General features: G+C 69.3%; 14 protein-coding genes, 1 tRNA gene and 1 pseudogene. 3 read left to right on the top strand and 13 right to left on the bottom strand.

Features of this window, described 5'->3' with window-relative positions:
- Positions 1 to 101: 101 nt before the first annotated feature.
- Genes SALMUC_RS24775 through SALMUC_RS24785 form a run of 3 tightly spaced genes read right to left on the bottom strand, consistent with a single transcriptional unit; the run spans position 102 to position 2,502 of the window.
- Positions 102 to 530: a c-type cytochrome gene (locus tag SALMUC_RS24775; RefSeq protein ID WP_020039916.1), complete on the bottom strand. Its 429-nt coding sequence runs from the start codon at positions 528 to 530 to the stop codon at positions 102 to 104.
- Positions 531 to 550: 20 nt separating this feature from the next.
- The gene (gene fghA / locus SALMUC_RS24780) at positions 551 to 1,375 is read right to left on the bottom strand and encodes an S-formylglutathione hydrolase (RefSeq protein ID WP_020039915.1); all 825 of its coding nucleotides are present in this window, start codon (positions 1,373 to 1,375) and stop codon (positions 551 to 553) included.
- On the bottom strand, positions 1,375 to 2,502 hold the full coding sequence (locus SALMUC_RS24785) for an S-(hydroxymethyl)glutathione dehydrogenase/class III alcohol dehydrogenase (protein ID WP_020039914.1): 1,128 nt from the start codon (positions 2,500 to 2,502) through the stop codon (positions 1,375 to 1,377). The genes fghA and SALMUC_RS24785 overlap by 1 nt, the downstream gene beginning before the upstream one ends.
- Positions 2,503 to 2,664: 162 nt before the next feature.
- Between SALMUC_RS24785 and SALMUC_RS24790 the strand changes: the two genes are divergently transcribed.
- Both SALMUC_RS24790 and SALMUC_RS24795 read left to right on the top strand, forming a co-directional pair.
- On the top strand, positions 2,665 to 3,294 hold the full coding sequence (locus SALMUC_RS24790; protein WP_020039913.1) for a hypothetical protein: 630 nt from the start codon (positions 2,665 to 2,667) through the stop codon (positions 3,292 to 3,294).
- A 91-nt stretch (positions 3,295 to 3,385) separates the two neighbouring features.
- Positions 3,386 to 4,201 carry a quinoprotein dehydrogenase-associated SoxYZ-like carrier gene (locus SALMUC_RS24795; RefSeq protein WP_020039912.1) on the top strand — a complete coding sequence of 272 codons (816 nt, stop codon included), beginning with the start codon at positions 3,386 to 3,388 and terminating at the stop codon, positions 4,199 to 4,201.
- Positions 4,202 to 4,219: 18 nt separating this feature from the next.
- On the opposite strand, the gene SALMUC_RS24800 is transcribed toward SALMUC_RS24795, so the two are convergent.
- From SALMUC_RS24800 to purM, 8 genes and pseudogenes are all read right to left on the bottom strand, one after another.
- On the bottom strand, positions 4,220 to 4,585 hold the full coding sequence (locus SALMUC_RS24800; RefSeq protein WP_020039911.1) for a hypothetical protein: 366 nt from the start codon (positions 4,583 to 4,585) through the stop codon (positions 4,220 to 4,222).
- A complete protein-coding gene (locus tag SALMUC_RS24805; RefSeq protein ID WP_021120954.1) occupies positions 4,582 to 5,262 on the bottom strand; it encodes a hypothetical protein in 681 nt (226 codons plus the stop codon). The genes SALMUC_RS24800 and SALMUC_RS24805 overlap by 4 nt, the downstream gene beginning before the upstream one ends.
- Before the next feature lie 92 nt (positions 5,263 to 5,354).
- On the bottom strand, positions 5,355 to 7,580 hold the full coding sequence (locus SALMUC_RS24810; RefSeq protein WP_020039909.1) for a PAS domain-containing hybrid sensor histidine kinase/response regulator: 2,226 nt from the start codon (positions 7,578 to 7,580) through the stop codon (positions 5,355 to 5,357).
- On the bottom strand, positions 7,577 to 8,734 hold the full coding sequence (locus SALMUC_RS24815) for an FIST N-terminal domain-containing protein (protein WP_020039908.1): 1,158 nt from the start codon (positions 8,732 to 8,734) through the stop codon (positions 7,577 to 7,579). Before SALMUC_RS24815 ends, SALMUC_RS24810 begins: the two co-directional genes overlap by 4 nt.
- 19 nt (positions 8,735 to 8,753) lie before the next feature.
- Positions 8,754 to 9,479: a LuxR C-terminal-related transcriptional regulator gene (locus SALMUC_RS24820; RefSeq protein WP_020039907.1), complete on the bottom strand. Its 726-nt coding sequence runs from the start codon at positions 9,477 to 9,479 to the stop codon at positions 8,754 to 8,756.
- A 337-nt stretch (positions 9,480 to 9,816) separates the two neighbouring features.
- Positions 9,817 to 10,449, bottom strand: a complete 633-nt coding sequence (gfa, locus tag SALMUC_RS24825) for an S-(hydroxymethyl)glutathione synthase (protein ID WP_020039906.1) — start codon at positions 10,447 to 10,449, stop codon at positions 9,817 to 9,819.
- Positions 10,450 to 10,564: 115 nt separating this feature from the next.
- Complete coding sequence (gene purN, locus SALMUC_RS24830) at positions 10,565 to 11,155, bottom strand: phosphoribosylglycinamide formyltransferase (protein ID WP_020039905.1); 591 nt, start codon at positions 11,153 to 11,155, stop codon at positions 10,565 to 10,567.
- A pseudogene (gene purM, locus SALMUC_RS28580) lies at positions 11,152 to 12,199 on the bottom strand (phosphoribosylformylglycinamidine cyclo-ligase). The gene purN and the pseudogene purM overlap by 4 nt, the downstream one beginning before the upstream one ends.
- 274 nt (positions 12,200 to 12,473) lie before the next feature.
- On the opposite strand from purM, the gene SALMUC_RS24840 reads away from it, so the two are divergent.
- Positions 12,474 to 12,550, top strand: a tRNA-Ile gene (locus SALMUC_RS24840).
- A 30-nt stretch (positions 12,551 to 12,580) separates the two neighbouring features.
- Here SALMUC_RS24840 and SALMUC_RS24845 read toward each other — a convergent pair.
- Positions 12,581 to 13,753 carry a geranylgeranyl diphosphate reductase gene (locus SALMUC_RS24845; RefSeq protein WP_020039903.1) on the bottom strand — a complete coding sequence of 391 codons (1,173 nt, stop codon included), beginning with the start codon at positions 13,751 to 13,753 and terminating at the stop codon, positions 12,581 to 12,583.
- A gap of 2 nt (positions 13,754 to 13,755) precedes the next feature.
- A partial coding sequence (locus SALMUC_RS31365) for a PucC family protein (RefSeq protein WP_037372901.1) occupies positions 13,756 to 13,980 on the bottom strand: 225 nt, incomplete at its 5' end.

Here is a 13,980-nt window from a genome sequence, read left to right on the forward strand (position 1 = left end):
TTTAAATGGCCACGACGGCGCCAGGGACGCGCGGTCGCGCTTCGTGACGTCCGGCCCCGGGCTTTCCTCCTCCTGCCGGGGCCGGACGCAAACTCGTGTGATCAGGAGCCGCCGTCACCCTCCGTTCCGAAGGTGGCGAGATAGGCGATCACGTCCGCGCGGTCCTCTTCCTTGCGCAGACCGGCGAAGGCCATCTTGGTGCCCTCGGCGTAGTCGCGGGGCTTTTCGAGAAAGGCCGCCATTTCCTCGGGGGTCCAGGTCTTGCCCTCCTCGCCCATCGTGGCGAGCGTGTCGGAGTAGGCGAAGTCCTCGACCGAGGCGACGTTCCGCCCGATGACGCCGTTGAGCACCGGGCCCACGCGGTTCTGCGCGTCCTCGCCCACCATGTGGCAGGCGCGGCACTTGCGGAACACGCGCTCGCCGGCTTCGGCGTCGCCGGTGATCTCCATGCCGCCGTGGCTTTCGGCGATCGCGGCTCCCCCGGTGAGGGTGAGCGCGACCGCGCTGGCTGCAAGCATTCTTCCGATCATGCGGGTCCTTTCCCTGGTCGTCACTTGAGTCGTTCCGCGTGCCAGGCGACGTGGTCGCCCGCGAAGCTCTGCACGAAGAAATACGAATGGTCGTAGCCGGCCTGCATCCGGAAGGTCGCCGCCTGGCGCCGACGGGCGATGGCCGCGGCCAGCGCCTCGGGCTTGAGCAGGTCGAGGAACTGGTCGCTGCCGCCCTGGTCGACGAGGATGTCGTCCTTCCAGCCGTGCTCTTCCATGAGCAGGGTCGAGTCGTGCACCGCCCAGCAGCCCTCGTCGTCGCCGAGGTAGGCCGAGAGCTGCTTGCGCCCCCAGTCCGACTGGGTGGGATGCGCGATCGGCGCGAAGGCCGAAAGGCTGTCGTAGGCCTCGGGGTTGCGCATGGCGATGGTCAGCGCGCCGTGGCCGCCCATCGAGTGCCCGGTGATGCCGTGACGCCCACCGATGCCCTTCATGCCCTCGACCACGCCGCGCAGCTCCTGCGTGATGTAGTCGTACATCCGGAAGTGCGGCTTCCACGGCTCGCGCTTGGCGTTGACGTAGAACCCCGCGCCCTGCCCGAGGTCATAGGCCTCGTCGTCGGCGACGCTCTCGCCGCGCGGCGAGGTGTCGGGAAACACGACCGCAAGGCCGTGCTTCGCCGCGTGTTCCTGGAAACCGCCCTTGGTCATGGCGTTCTCGTGGGTGCAGGTCAGACCCGAGAGATACCACAGCACCGGGACCGGGCCGTCGGCGGCCTGCGGCGGCATGTAGACCGCGAAGGTCATGTCGCAGCCGCAGGTCTCGGAGGCGTGCCGATACACGCCCTGCACGCCTCCGAAGCTTCTGTTTTCCGCGAGGGTCTCCATCAGTACTCGACCACCGCGCGGATCGACTTGCCCTCGTGCATCAGCTCGAACCCCTCGTTGATGTTGTCGAGCGTCAGCTTGTGGGTGATCATGGAGTCGATCTCGATCTTGCCGTCCATGTACCACTCGACGAACTTCGGCACGTCGGTGCGGCCCTTGGCGCCGCCGAAAGCGGTGCCCTTCCAGACCCGGCCGGTGACCAGCTGGAACGGACGGGTCGAGATTTCCGCGCCGGCCGGCGCGACACCGATGATGACCGAGACGCCCCAGCCGCGGTGCGAGCATTCCAGCGCATCGCGCATCACCTGCACGTTGCCCGTGGCGTCGAAGCTGTAGTCCACGCCGCCGATCTGGTCGAAATCGGTCTTGGTGAGGTTGATGATCTCGGCCTTCACGTCGTCGACCTTCGACGGGTTGACGAAGTGGGTCATGCCGAACTTCTTCGCCATCTCCTGCTTGTCGTCGTTGAGGTCGACGCCGATGATCTTGTCGCAACCCGCCATGCGCAGGCCCTGGATCACGTTGAGGCCGATGCCGCCGAGACCGAAGACAGCCGCGGTAGAGCCGATCTCGACGCCCGCGGTGTTGATCACCGCGCCGATGCCGGTGGTGACGCCGCAGCCGATGTAGCAGATCTTGTCGAAGGGTGCGTCATCGCGGACCTTGGCGAGCGCGATCTCGGGCATCACCGTGTGGTTCGCGAAGGTCGAGCAGCCCATGTAGTGATAGATCGGCGTGCCGTCGAGCATCTTGAAGCGCGTGGTGCCGTCGGGCATGAGGCCCTGGCCCTGGGTCGCGCGGATCGCGGTGCACAGGTTGGTCTTGCCCGAGAGGCACGAGGCGCATTCGCGGCACTCGGGCGTGTAGAGCGGAATGACGTGGTCGCCGGGCTTCAGCGTGGTGACGCCCTCGCCCACTTCCATGACGACGCCCGCGCCCTCGTGACCGAGGATCGTCGGGAACAACCCTTCCGGGTCCGCGCCCGAGCGGGTGAATTCGTCGGTGTGGCAGATGCCGGTGGCCTTGATCTCGACGAGCACTTCGCCCGCCTTGGGGCCGTCGAGCTCCACCTCCATGATTTCCAATGGTTTGCCGGCCTCCAAGGCCACGGCTGCACGGGTGCGCATGCAGTCTCCCTCCTGAATCAGATCGTTCCGTTTCGCTCTCTCGGCGATTGATCGGAGTATGGGAGGCCGGTCCGTTTTCGAACAATACCGCCAATGGTGGGTATTGGTCGCAATGGACTTGGAACGCACCCTGCCCCATCATCGCCGCAGGGAGGATTAATCATGCGCATACCGCGAACGCCAGCGCTGACGGCAGCGCTCGTGTCGCTTTTCGCGACAGCCACGACCCCGGCCCTGGCGGCCGATTATTCAGACCCCACATGGCCCTGCATCCAGCGCAAGGTCGAGCGGCTGTCCGTGGGCCTGATGTGGCCCGCGCCGCTGGAAGAGGTGGATCTCGCGCCCGAAACCGGCCGCGCCGTCGAAGAGCTGGCCGAGACGCTCGCGCTGCGCCGCGTCGACCTCGAGAGCGCGCGGGCGGCTGTCGAGGAGTTCGCCGAGGCGCAGGGCCGCGACATGGCCCTGATGGGCGCGGTCTTCAAGCGGGTCTTCGACACGCTCTCGACGCGGCGGCGACGGATCATCGACGGGATCGAGGAGTTCTCGCTGAGCCAGATCGCGCTCTCGGACCGCATCGACGCCGCGCGCAGCGAGATGACCGCCGAGATGGACAAGAGCGAGCCCGACTTCGACCGGGTGGACACGCTCGAGGAGCAGGTGGATTGGGACCAGCGGATCTACTCGGACCGCCAGCAGAACATCACCTACCTCTGCGAGACGCCGGTGCTGCTGGACAAGCGGCTCTACGCGCTGGCGCAGATGCTGCAGGAGGCCGCCCGCAGCGAGGGCTGAGGCGCGCGGGTCGATACCGACCATGCGACGTGTAGGCCGCGGGTGCGGCCCGTGGCACACTTCGCGCACATTCCATGCGAGGAGGAGGAGCATGGCCAGACCATTCCTGACCGCCGCGGCGCTCGCCGCGGCAATCGCGCTGCCGGTCCCGGTCGCCGCCGCGGACAAGGCAAACCCCATGACCGAAAGCGCCAGCTGGCAGGCGATCAGGGAGGACGTCGTGGGCCCCGCGCCCATCGCCTCCGCCGAGGGCCTGATCGCGTTCGAGACGCCCTACCGGGCCGAGGACGCAGCCTCGGTGCCGATCCACCTGCGCCAGACCGACCCGGAGATCCGGATCGAGGGCGCGGTGGTGGTGATCGACGAGAACCCCGCGCCGGTCGCGGGCGAATTCACCTTCGGACCGGCGATGATGCCTCTGGACTTCGCCCTGAACATCCGCGTCGACCAGTATTCCAACGTCCGCGCCATCGCGCGCACGCCCGAGGGGCTGCGCATGGCCGGCGGTTTCGTGAAGGCCTCGGGCGGATGCTCGGCCCCGGCGGCGGGCGATCCGGAAAAGGCGCTCGCCGAGGCTGGCGGCATGACCCTGCACCACGCCGGGACCGAGGCCGCGATCTCGGTGCCGCGGCGCGAGGCCGAGCTGACCATCCGGCATCCGAACCACTCGGGGCTGCAGCGCGACCAGGTGACCCAGCTCTTCATTCCGGCGCAGTTCATCGACCGTATCGAAGTGCGCCAGGGCGACGAATTGCTGTGGTCGATGGAGGGCGGCATCTCGATCAGCGCGAACCCGGTGTTCCGCTTCGCCTACGACGACAACGGCGCGCAGGCGCTGACGGTGGTGGCCACGGATACGGGCGGCGCGCGCTACGAGCAGGTGCTGCCCAAGGCGGCGGGCGGCTGAGCCGCCGCCGCCCCGCGTTCAGAAGCAGACCAGCTCGGCCTCGGCCTGGGCGCGGCGCAGCTTGGCGACCAGCTCGGTCGTCACCGCCGCGCCGTTGAAGATCGCCATGCGCTCGCCGCCGGTGCGGCGCATCGAGAGCACGGTCTCGGCCTCGACGTAGTCTTCGTAGGGCAGGATCGACGCGATCTCGTCGATGGAGCAGGCGCACTGGCGCAGCGCCTGCCGGGTCTGGCCGTTGGTCGCCATGCAGCCGAAGACGTAGTCCGCCCGCGCCTCGGTCGGGTAGTCATTGAGCCGGTCGGCGACGCTGGGCGCCGGAACGGTCTGCGCCGCGACCGGGGCGGCGGCGAGGCCCGCGAAGGCGACGAGCACCGCGCGGATCATCGTGCGGGCTCCAGCGTGTCGAAGCGCATGTCGGTGACATAGCCCCCGTCCCCGCCGGAGGCGTCGGGCGCGTTGGCCGTCAGGCTGAGATACCAGCCCGGCACCTCGTCGGACATGACGACCGAAAGCTCGAGATCCGCGAAGGGGCCCATACGCGCGCGCTCGGCATCGTCGGCGAAGGGATGCATGACGACGCGGGTCACCGGCACCTCGCCCCCCTCGAAGCGCGCCTCGCCCTGGCTGATCTCGGCGGGCTCGACCAGAGCCTCCTTGACGCGGTTGCGGATGTAGAAGGCCGAGCCGCCCGTCGCCTCGGCCATGTCACGAATGACCGTCTCGTAGAAGACCATGATCATCGGGTTGCCCACGCTCGCCGGGAAGCTGCCGAGGTTGCGGTGCTTGCCCTCCTGCCGGAACTGCAGGTTCGCCATGGTGTCGCGCTCGCCCTCGGAAAAGGACAGCGCCACGAGGCCGGTCTCTCCCGCGGCGGCCTCGGGGTCGGCGGCATTGGTCACCTCGCGGGTGTAGACCAGCGTCCGGTCCTGCGCGACGTCGTCGAGCGTGCCCTGCCGGAACAGCAGGTCGTAGGGGCCCTCGGTGGTGCTGTCCTGCGGGCTTGCCGCGCCCGCGGCGCCGGCCAGCGCGAGGGCCGCCAGAAAAGTCAAAGTCCTGTGCATCGTCGGTATCCTCCTCCCTCGGGGCCGAGCCTGAGCGTCGCCGCCGTCGCTGTCATGGCCGACCTTCGTCGGTGTCCCCGGCGCGTTGCCTTTCATGCCGCGTCGTCGGGCGCCTGCCAGCGGATTTTCCAGTCGATCAGCGGGCGCAGGCGCGACAGTTGCACGGGCTTGGTCAGCACCGAGAAGCCCAGCTCGGCCCCCCGGCGCAGCACGACATCGCGCCGGTCGGCGGTGATCATGATGGCGGGCACCTTCACGCCGGTGGCCTCGCGGATGGCGGCGATGGCGCGGTCGCCGGTGTCGCCATCGTCGAGCTGGTAGTCGGCCAGGATGATGTCCGGCGGCAGCCCCATGTCGCGCACGAACCCCAGCGCCTCGGCGGTCGAGGCCGCGGGCAGCACGCTGGCGCCCCAGGTCTCGAGCTTCTGCGTCGTGGCGTAGAGCACGTCCGGGTCGTTCTCGATCACCAGCACGATGTGGTCGCAGATGTCCTCGTCCCCGGTCGTCTCGCCGCCGCGCTCCTCGCTGCGGGCGGGCTGCCCCTCCACCAGCTCCATCTCGATGGAAAAGACCGACCCGACGCCGGGCTTGGAGCGCACGCGCACCCGGTGGCCGAGGTGTCGGCAGGTGCGATCGACAATCGACAACCCCAGCCCCATGCCCGAGCCCGCCGGCACGTTGTCGGCGCGGGCGAACTCCTCGAAGATGCGCTTCTGGTCCTTGCGGCTGATGCCGACCCCGGTGTCCCAGACCTGCAGGACGAGCCGGTCGCCCGCGCGCCGGCACCCCACCAGCACGCGCCCGCCCGCGGGGGTATACTGGATCGCGTTGACCACGAGGTTCTGGATCGACCGCAGCAGGTAGACCGGGTCCGAGCGCACGAAGGCCATGGTCGGCACCACGTCGAGCCGCACGCCCTTGAGCGCAGCCACGTGGCCCTGGTCCTCGGCGACGCCGCGCATCAGCGTGCCGAGGCAGACATCCGAGGGCGTGAGCGTCGCGTCGGTCGATTCCAGCCGCGAGATGTCGAGCAGCGCGTGCAGCAGGTGCTCGATCGAGGTGAAGGAGCCGTCCAGCCGCTCGACGGTCGGCGCCATCGCGGTGCCCTGCGCGCTGTCGACCAGCGTGGCGATCAGCAGCTTGGCGGCGTTGATCGGTTGCAGCAGATCATGGCTCGCCGCCGCGAGGAAGCGCGTCTTGGACGAGACCGCCGCCTCGGCCCGTTCCTTGGCCTGCCGCAGCTCCTCCTCGACGCGGGCCTTCTGCTCGTACTGTTCGGTCAGGCGCTGGTTGGCGCGGGTGAGCTCGGCGGTGCGCTCGGCCACGCGGTTCTCGAGCATCTCGGTGGCGCGGTGTTCCAGCGTCACGTCCTTGAGCTCGACCAGCACGCCGCCGCCCGGCAGCTTGTGGGCGTGCAGGTCCAGCACCCGCCCCAGCGCGTGGCGCACCCGCTTGCGCAGCCGCCCCTGCCGGTCGAGCCGCTCCTGCCAGATCGCGAGCTCCAGCTCGGCGTCTTCCTCGACCAGCCGGTAGGTCTTCATGAAGTCCAGCAGGCGGCCCATCTCGGTGCCCTTCTGGAGCATGGTGAAGGGCAGCCCCAGCAGCCGGCGGAACTGCGAATTGTGCATCATCAGCGTGCCGTCGGGCGCGAAGGTGCAGACGCCCGAGGTCATGTTCTCGAAGACCGCCTGCAGGTAGTCGGCGTGCCCTTCGATCAGGTTCTCCTTCTCGGAGCGGTTGCGCCGCACGAGATCGGTGATCTCGGTCATCAGGAGGACGACATTGTCCGAGCTCGAGCTTTGCAGGTTCACCTGGTACCAGCGATCACCGGTCAGCTCGATCACGCGGCTCTGCATCGGGGTCCCGGTGCCGCCGCGCCGCGAGGCCGCCCCCGGAAGGTGGCTGTCGGCCGAGACGACGTGCTCGCTGTCGTCCATTGCCGCGAGATAGTCGTCGAGCGGCAGACCCGGTACCACGCGGTCCGCCACGTCGGGCAGCAGCGCGCGGAAGAGATCGTTGTAGGCCTCGAGCCGCCCCTCGGTGAAGAGCGCGAAGCCGCCCTCCATCGCCGAGAGCGCCTCGGCCAGGTTCTTGCGCGTGCGCTCGCGGTCGGCGCGGGCGCTGTGCAGCTCCGAGGCGGTGCGCTCGAGGTCGCGGGTCTTGGCCCAGACCTGCGCCTGCAGCGCGATGGCCGACTGGAAGGCGCCGTAGGCGGTGGTGCCGACCTCGTGCTGGCGGTTGGCGCGGCGCACCAGCGCGTCGATGATGCGGGCCTGCCGTTCAACCTGCCGGTCCAGGGGCTCATGGGGATCGATCATTCCAGTTCGCGCCTCCCCGGCTCGAAGAAGGCGACGCCCACGAAGGTCTGGTTCACGTGCACGCCGCAGTGCTGTTCGCCGTAGGTGTTGAAGCCGAAGACGCGGCGCTGGCGGAAGACGCGGCTGGCCTCGGCCGAGAGCTGTTTCTGCTCGATCTCGAGACGCCGCAGGATGCAGTCGAAGCCGAGGATGAAGTCCGGCGCCTCCTCGCGGTGCCCGCGCACGTCGAGCTCGGCCTCCAGCGTCTCGATCACCGCCTTGCCCCGGCCCAGCGTCAGGATCAGCCCGTCGTCGATGGCGCCGAACATCGACAGTGCCTGTCCGTCCGGCGCGTCGCGGATCGAGCGGACGTGGTAGTTCATGTTCTGCCGCACGAGCATCGGGTTCTCGGCGAAGATCTGCGGCGAGAGATCCTGCGTCGCGCAGCCCACCAGCCGTGCATATTCCGCCGCCGCCGGGGCGCCGTTGATCTCGACCACCAGCCGCTCCTCGGGGTCGGCCTCGGTCACCACGAGCTGCGTCTCGGTTGGCGTGAAATGGTCGAAGCCGAGACCGCGGAAGCCGAGGTCCGTCTCGAGCAGCAGCAGCACCGCGGCGTCGCTGTGAAAGCGCCCCTCGTGCAGCACGAAGGTCTCGCGGAAGGCCAGGCTGTCGCCGGCCGAGCCGCCGAAAACCGGGATGTCGCCCAGCCCGGCCTCGAGCGTCGAGACAAGCACGTCCTCCTGCTTCGAGAGCCCGTCGGCCAGGATCAGAGCGAGGCGGTCCCAGCCGGCGGTGCGGCGGAAGTTTCCGGCATGCATGCGCACCTGCGCCGCCACCGACTGGATCGACACCGGCCTGAGCGGCGCGATCAGCATCGAGGCGCAGCGGAAATGCTCGCGCGGGAAGGCGATCAGCAGAAGGGCCTCGGACTCGTAGCCCATCGGCGTGATCTGCCCGGCCGTGGTGCAGCCGAAGATGGGCACGCCCTGCCCTCCGGCCTCGAGAGCCCGCGCCGTGACATCGAGGTCGTGGCCGTCGGGCACGAAGGCCAGCACGAAGCAGGTCTCGCGCAGGTCGAGCGCGGCAAGCGCCTCGTCCACCGCCTCGCGCGCATCGGAAGCACGCGAGACGGCGATGGTGACGAAGTGCGGCGGGCGCGGCGCGGCGGTCATCGCGACACTCCCTTGCGGGTCAGTGGCTGAGGAAGGCCTGGGCGTCCGCGTCGTCCGCGGTCGCGCCCGCCGCCCCCTGGGCGCCCTCGATCAGCACCGCCGCCTGGGTCCGGTTCTTGACCCCCAGCCGGCGCAACAGCGCGGTGATATGCGCCTTGACCGTGGCCTCGGCCAGCGAAAGCTCGTAGGCGATCTGCTTGTTGGGCTTGCCAGCGCAGATCAGCCGCATGATGCGCCGCTGCTGCGGCGTGAGCTCGGCCAGCCGCGGGTGCTGCATGCTGAACTGGCAGGGATCCTCGGGCTGCGCCGCCGTGGGCCGGTAGCCCGGCGGCAGAGACTTGCGCCCGGCGCCGATGTCCTGCAGCGCCGCGCGCAGCACCTGCGCCGAGGCGTCCTTGGGCAGATAGCCGGCCGCGCCCTCCTCCATGAGCGCATGCACGACCTGCACCGAGGTCAGCGACGAGATCACAAGGATCGGCGTATCGGGCAATGCCGCGCGCATCCTCTGGAACCCGGAAATGCCGCTGACGTCCGGCAGCTTGAGGTCGAACATCACGAGGTCGGGGGAAAAGCCGCCCTCGACCAGCTTGATGGCGGCGCTCAGCGTCTGCGAGCGTTCTACCTTGCATTGCGGAAAGACCAGGCTCAGCGCCGCTGCCAGGGCGTCGCTGTAGAGCGGGTGGTCGTCGACGATGGCCACGGAACGGATCCGTGACTGCGGGGCAATCTCCGCGAATTTGTTCATGTTGCACTCCTCCCGGGAGGAAGCGTAACGGATTCTCTTCACCTTGCAACGGTTACGGTCGACGACGGCACACCGGGCGGGAAACAGCCATTCCACGGCCTGGGTCACAGACAGGCTGAACCCTCCGTGCAAGGGCGATAAGCTCATGCATTTCAGTATGTTGAGAGAAAAACCTGAGAAATCACACTAGGCCTCACATCGCGAGCGACCGCCAACACAGCGACCCTCGGAGCGCCGCGCCGTTGGCAAGCCGAGGGGGAGCGCCGGACCATCCGCCACTCCCCCGGTCATGCCTCTCCGGACAGGTCCGCCGAAAGCGCCGGCGGCTCCCGAACCGTCAGGACAGCACGCCTTTCTGCTTGGCGACATGGGTCGCGATCGCGTCCATCAGGGGCGGCGAAAGACAATCGTAGGGTGTGAGCCCCAGTTCACTCAGCCGGCCCCGGATGTCATCCATGCGCGCCGGATCGACGCCGGATTCGATGATCGACGAGACGAAGGCCGCGAACTCGGGCGCCGCCCAGCCGGTCTGGGCCGACAGCTCGGTATGGACGAAATCGAGCCCGTGGAACGGGTGATTGGAGTCCTCGATGCGGCCGTACATGTGCACGCCGCAATCGCGGCAGGCATGGCGCTGGATCGCCGCCGAGGCATCCACCACGTCGAGCTTGTCGCCGTTCTCGGTCACGTCCACCTTGTCGCGCGCCACGACCGCGATCTGGCTGAAGATCGCCCCGTCCGGCTTCCAGCACTTGGTGCAGCCGCAGACGTGGTTGTGCGCCGTCTGGTCGCCCACGGTCACCACCACCGCGTTGTTCGCGCACTTGCACTGCAGCGTGCCGCCGGAAAAGCCCGGCGCGGTCGGCGGGATGCCGTCATCCACCTGCGGGTGGATCTTCACGTGGGTGAATTTCGGTGGCGCGCCGGCCGTATCCTCGTCACCGCCAAAGAGCTTGTCGAGTAGTCCCATCTGTGCGTGTCCTCCTCCCATGAGGGGCGCATTCACATGCCGCGCCCCGTCTCAGGATCGCGGCAGCCCGGGATTCGGACAATTGAGCCATTCGTATCGGGCGCGGCGCCCGCGCTCAGGGCAGTTCCACCGGGCGGCGGTCGCCCTCGGCAAAGCGCCGCAACACCGCCGGGTAGAGCCGATGCTCCATCTCGAGGACGCGGGTCGCCAGCGTGTCTGGCGTGTCGCCGGGAGCGACGGGCACGCGCGCCTGTCCCAGGATCGGCCCGCCGTCGAGCTCGGGCGTGACCTCGTGCACCGAGCAGCCGTGCTCGGCATCGCCGGCCTCGAGCGCGCGGGCATGGGTGTGCAGCCCCCGGTACTTGGGCAGCAGCGACGGATGGATGTTCAGCATGCGGCCCTGCCAGCGCGTCACGAAATCCTCGGTCAGCACCCGCATGAAGCCCGCGAGACACAGGATGTCCGGCGCGGCCTCCTCGAGCCGCGCGGTCAGCTCCGCCTCGAAGGCGGCGCGATCACCACGGAAGGGACGGTGATCCACCACCGCCGTCGGCACACCGCGCGCCTCGGCCTTCTCCAGCCCGCCGGCGTCCGGGTTGTTCGACAGCACCAGCACGGGGCGCGCCGGATGATCGCCGGTCATCGAATCGACCAGCGTCACCATGTTCGACCCGCCACCCGAGATGAGGATCGCGACGCGTTTCAACCCAGTTCACCGGTGTAGGACACGACCGCCTGCTCGGTGACATGGCCCAGCGGGACGACCCTCTCGCCCGCCTCGGAAAGCAGCGCGGCCAGTGCCTCGGCCCGCTCGGGCGCGACCACGGCGACCATGCCGATGCCGCAGTTGAAAGTCTTGAGCATCTCGCCGGTCTCGATCCCGCCGGTCTCGGCCACCCAGCGGAAGACCGGCGGCAGGTCCCAGGCACCGAGGTCGATCGCCGCACCGCAGCCCTCGGGCAGCACCCGCGGCAGGTTCTCGGTCAGGCCGCCACCCGTGATGTGCGCGAGCGCGTGCACCCCGCCGGCGCGCACCGCTTCGAGCGCCGGGCGCACGTAGAGCCGCGTGGGCGTCAGCAGCGACGCGCCCAGCGATCCGCCCTCCCAGGGGGCACTCCGCCTCCCAATCGAGGCCCGAGAGCTCGACCACCCGGCGCACGAGGCTGTAGCCGTTGGAATGCACCCCGTCCGAGGCAAGCCCCAGCAGAACGTCGCCCGGCCGCACTTCGGCAGGCAGCGCGCTGCCCCGCTCCATGGCGCCCACGGCAAAGCCCGCGAGGTCGAAGTCACCGGCCGGGTACATGCCCGGCATCTCGGCGGTCTCGCCCCCGATCAGAGCGGCGCCCGAACGCAGGCAGCCCTCGGCGATCCCCTCGACGACGCGCGCGGCCGTCTCGGTCTCGAGCTTGCCCGTCGCGAAATAATCGAGGAAGAACAGCGGCTCGGCGCCCTGGCAGACCAGGTCGTTGACGCACATGGCCACGAGGTCGATGCCGACGCCGTCGACGTACCCGGTGTCGATGGCAATCCTCAGCTTGGTGCCCACGCCGTCGGTCGCGGCCACGAGCACCGGGTCATCGAAGCCCGCCCCCTTGAGGTCGAAGAGCGCGCCGAATCCGCCGAGCCCGGCCATGACGCCGGGCCGGTTGGTCCGCTTTGCCGCGGGCTTGATCCGCTCGACGAGCGCATTGCCCGCGTCGATGTCCACGCCCGCCTCGGCATAGGTGATGCTTGTCTTGCCGTCGCTCATGAAACCCTCCGGATCCGTTGCGCGCGGGCTTAGCGCAAGGTGGCCGCGAAGGAAAGCGCCAAGCCATCCTGCGTCGCGCCGGGTCCGGCCGTCCCATTGCGTATTTGGAACAAGAAGAAGACCGGGGCGCGCACCGCAGGCGCAGTGCCAGCCTCCCATGCTTCTTCTTGTTGAAAAATACGCAAATACGCCCTCTCGTCCGGGCGCAACGCCCGCGGCAGCCGCGCTTCGCGCTTGACCAGCGGGCCGGGACTGCTACTCAGCTCACTGTGGCGGGCCTGTAGCTCAATCGGTTAGAGCAGGGCGCTCATAACGCCTTGGTTGGGGGTTCGAGTCCCTCCGGGCCTACCAGGCCTCCGCCGCGCCTTGCCTTTTTCCCGTTCAGACGCGCGCCGCCGGCACCAGCCCGGAGAGATGCGCAAGGTTCTTGAGACCGATCTTCAGGTGCGCCAGCGGGCGGGCGCGGACAAGCTTCTTGTTCATGTAAGCCTCGAAGGTCAGGCGCTGCACGTCCATGTCGTGGCAGAGCGAGACGAAGCGCTCGCGCCGATCGTCCGAGCGGTAGTAGGCCCGCTGCATCGAGCCGAGCACGCGGAAGACCGTGCCATGCTCGCGCAGGAAGAGCCGACGCGCCAGTTGCAGGTCACGCGCGCGTCCCGAGGCAAGGCAGGCCATCGCCGCGCTTGCCGCCACGCGTCCGCCCGTCATGGCGTAATAGATCCCTTCGCCCGAGCTTGGCGCGACCACGCCGGCAGCATCACCGGCGAGCACCACGTCTCGCCCGTTGTCCCAGCGCGCGAGCGGCTTCAGGGGAATGGGCGCGCCCTCGCGCCGGATGGTCTGGCACTCGGCGAGGCCGCTTGCCGCGCGCAGCGCGGCGGTGGCGCGTTTCAGATCGACGCCGCGCACCATGGAGCCCATGCCGACGCTGGCCCGCGCCCCGTGCGGGAAGACCCAGCCGTAGAAATCGGGCGAGATGCGGCCGTCGTAGACCACGTCGCAGCGATCGGGATCGTAGCCGCCGGCCGAAGGCGCGGCGATGATCTCGTGGTAGGCGATGACATGGGGCACCCGGTCGCCGCCCGGGACCTCGTCGCGCGCCACGCGCGAGCGGGCGCCGTCGGCGCCGATCACCAGCCGGGCGTGAAGGTGGCGCTCTTCGCCGGCCTCGGCGTCGCGGAAGACGACGGCGGTGCTGCCCCTGCGCTCGATGCGGCGGTAGGTGCCGGTGAACCGATGGGCGCCGGCGGCCTCGGCACGGTCGCGCAGGAAGGCGTCAAAGTCCTCGCGGTCGACCATGCCGACGAAACCGTCCTCGATGGGAATGTCCACCCTGCGGCCGGTGGGCGAGACCATCCGCGCGGTGCGGATGCGCGCAACCAGCAGGTGCTCGGGAATGGCGAAATCGGCGATCAGGCGGGGCGGGATCGCGCCGCCGCAGGGCTTGATGCGTCCGCCCCGGTCCAGCACCGCGACTGTCGCGCCCGAACGGGCGAGGTCCTCGGCGGCGGTCGCTCCGGCGGGTCCGCCACCCACCACGATGACATCGTACATGCTCATTCTCCCGGAACCAGTGTTGCCGGCGCGGCCCCGCGCCCGCTGATGACCCGCAGCGCCATGACCGCGGTCGCGGCAAAGAGCGCCGCCTCTGCGAGGAAGACGGCGCCGAAGGCCGTGGCGTCCGGCAGCGCGCCGCGCGCAAGGTCGACGGCGCCCGCGCCCAGTAGCCCGCCGAAGCCCGCCGCGATGGCCTGCGCCGCGCCCCAGAGGCCCATCCGCGT

The organism is Salipiger mucosus DSM 16094 (genome assembly GCF_000442255.1).
Taxonomy (GTDB): Bacteria; Pseudomonadota; Alphaproteobacteria; order Rhodobacterales; family Rhodobacteraceae; genus Salipiger; species Salipiger mucosus.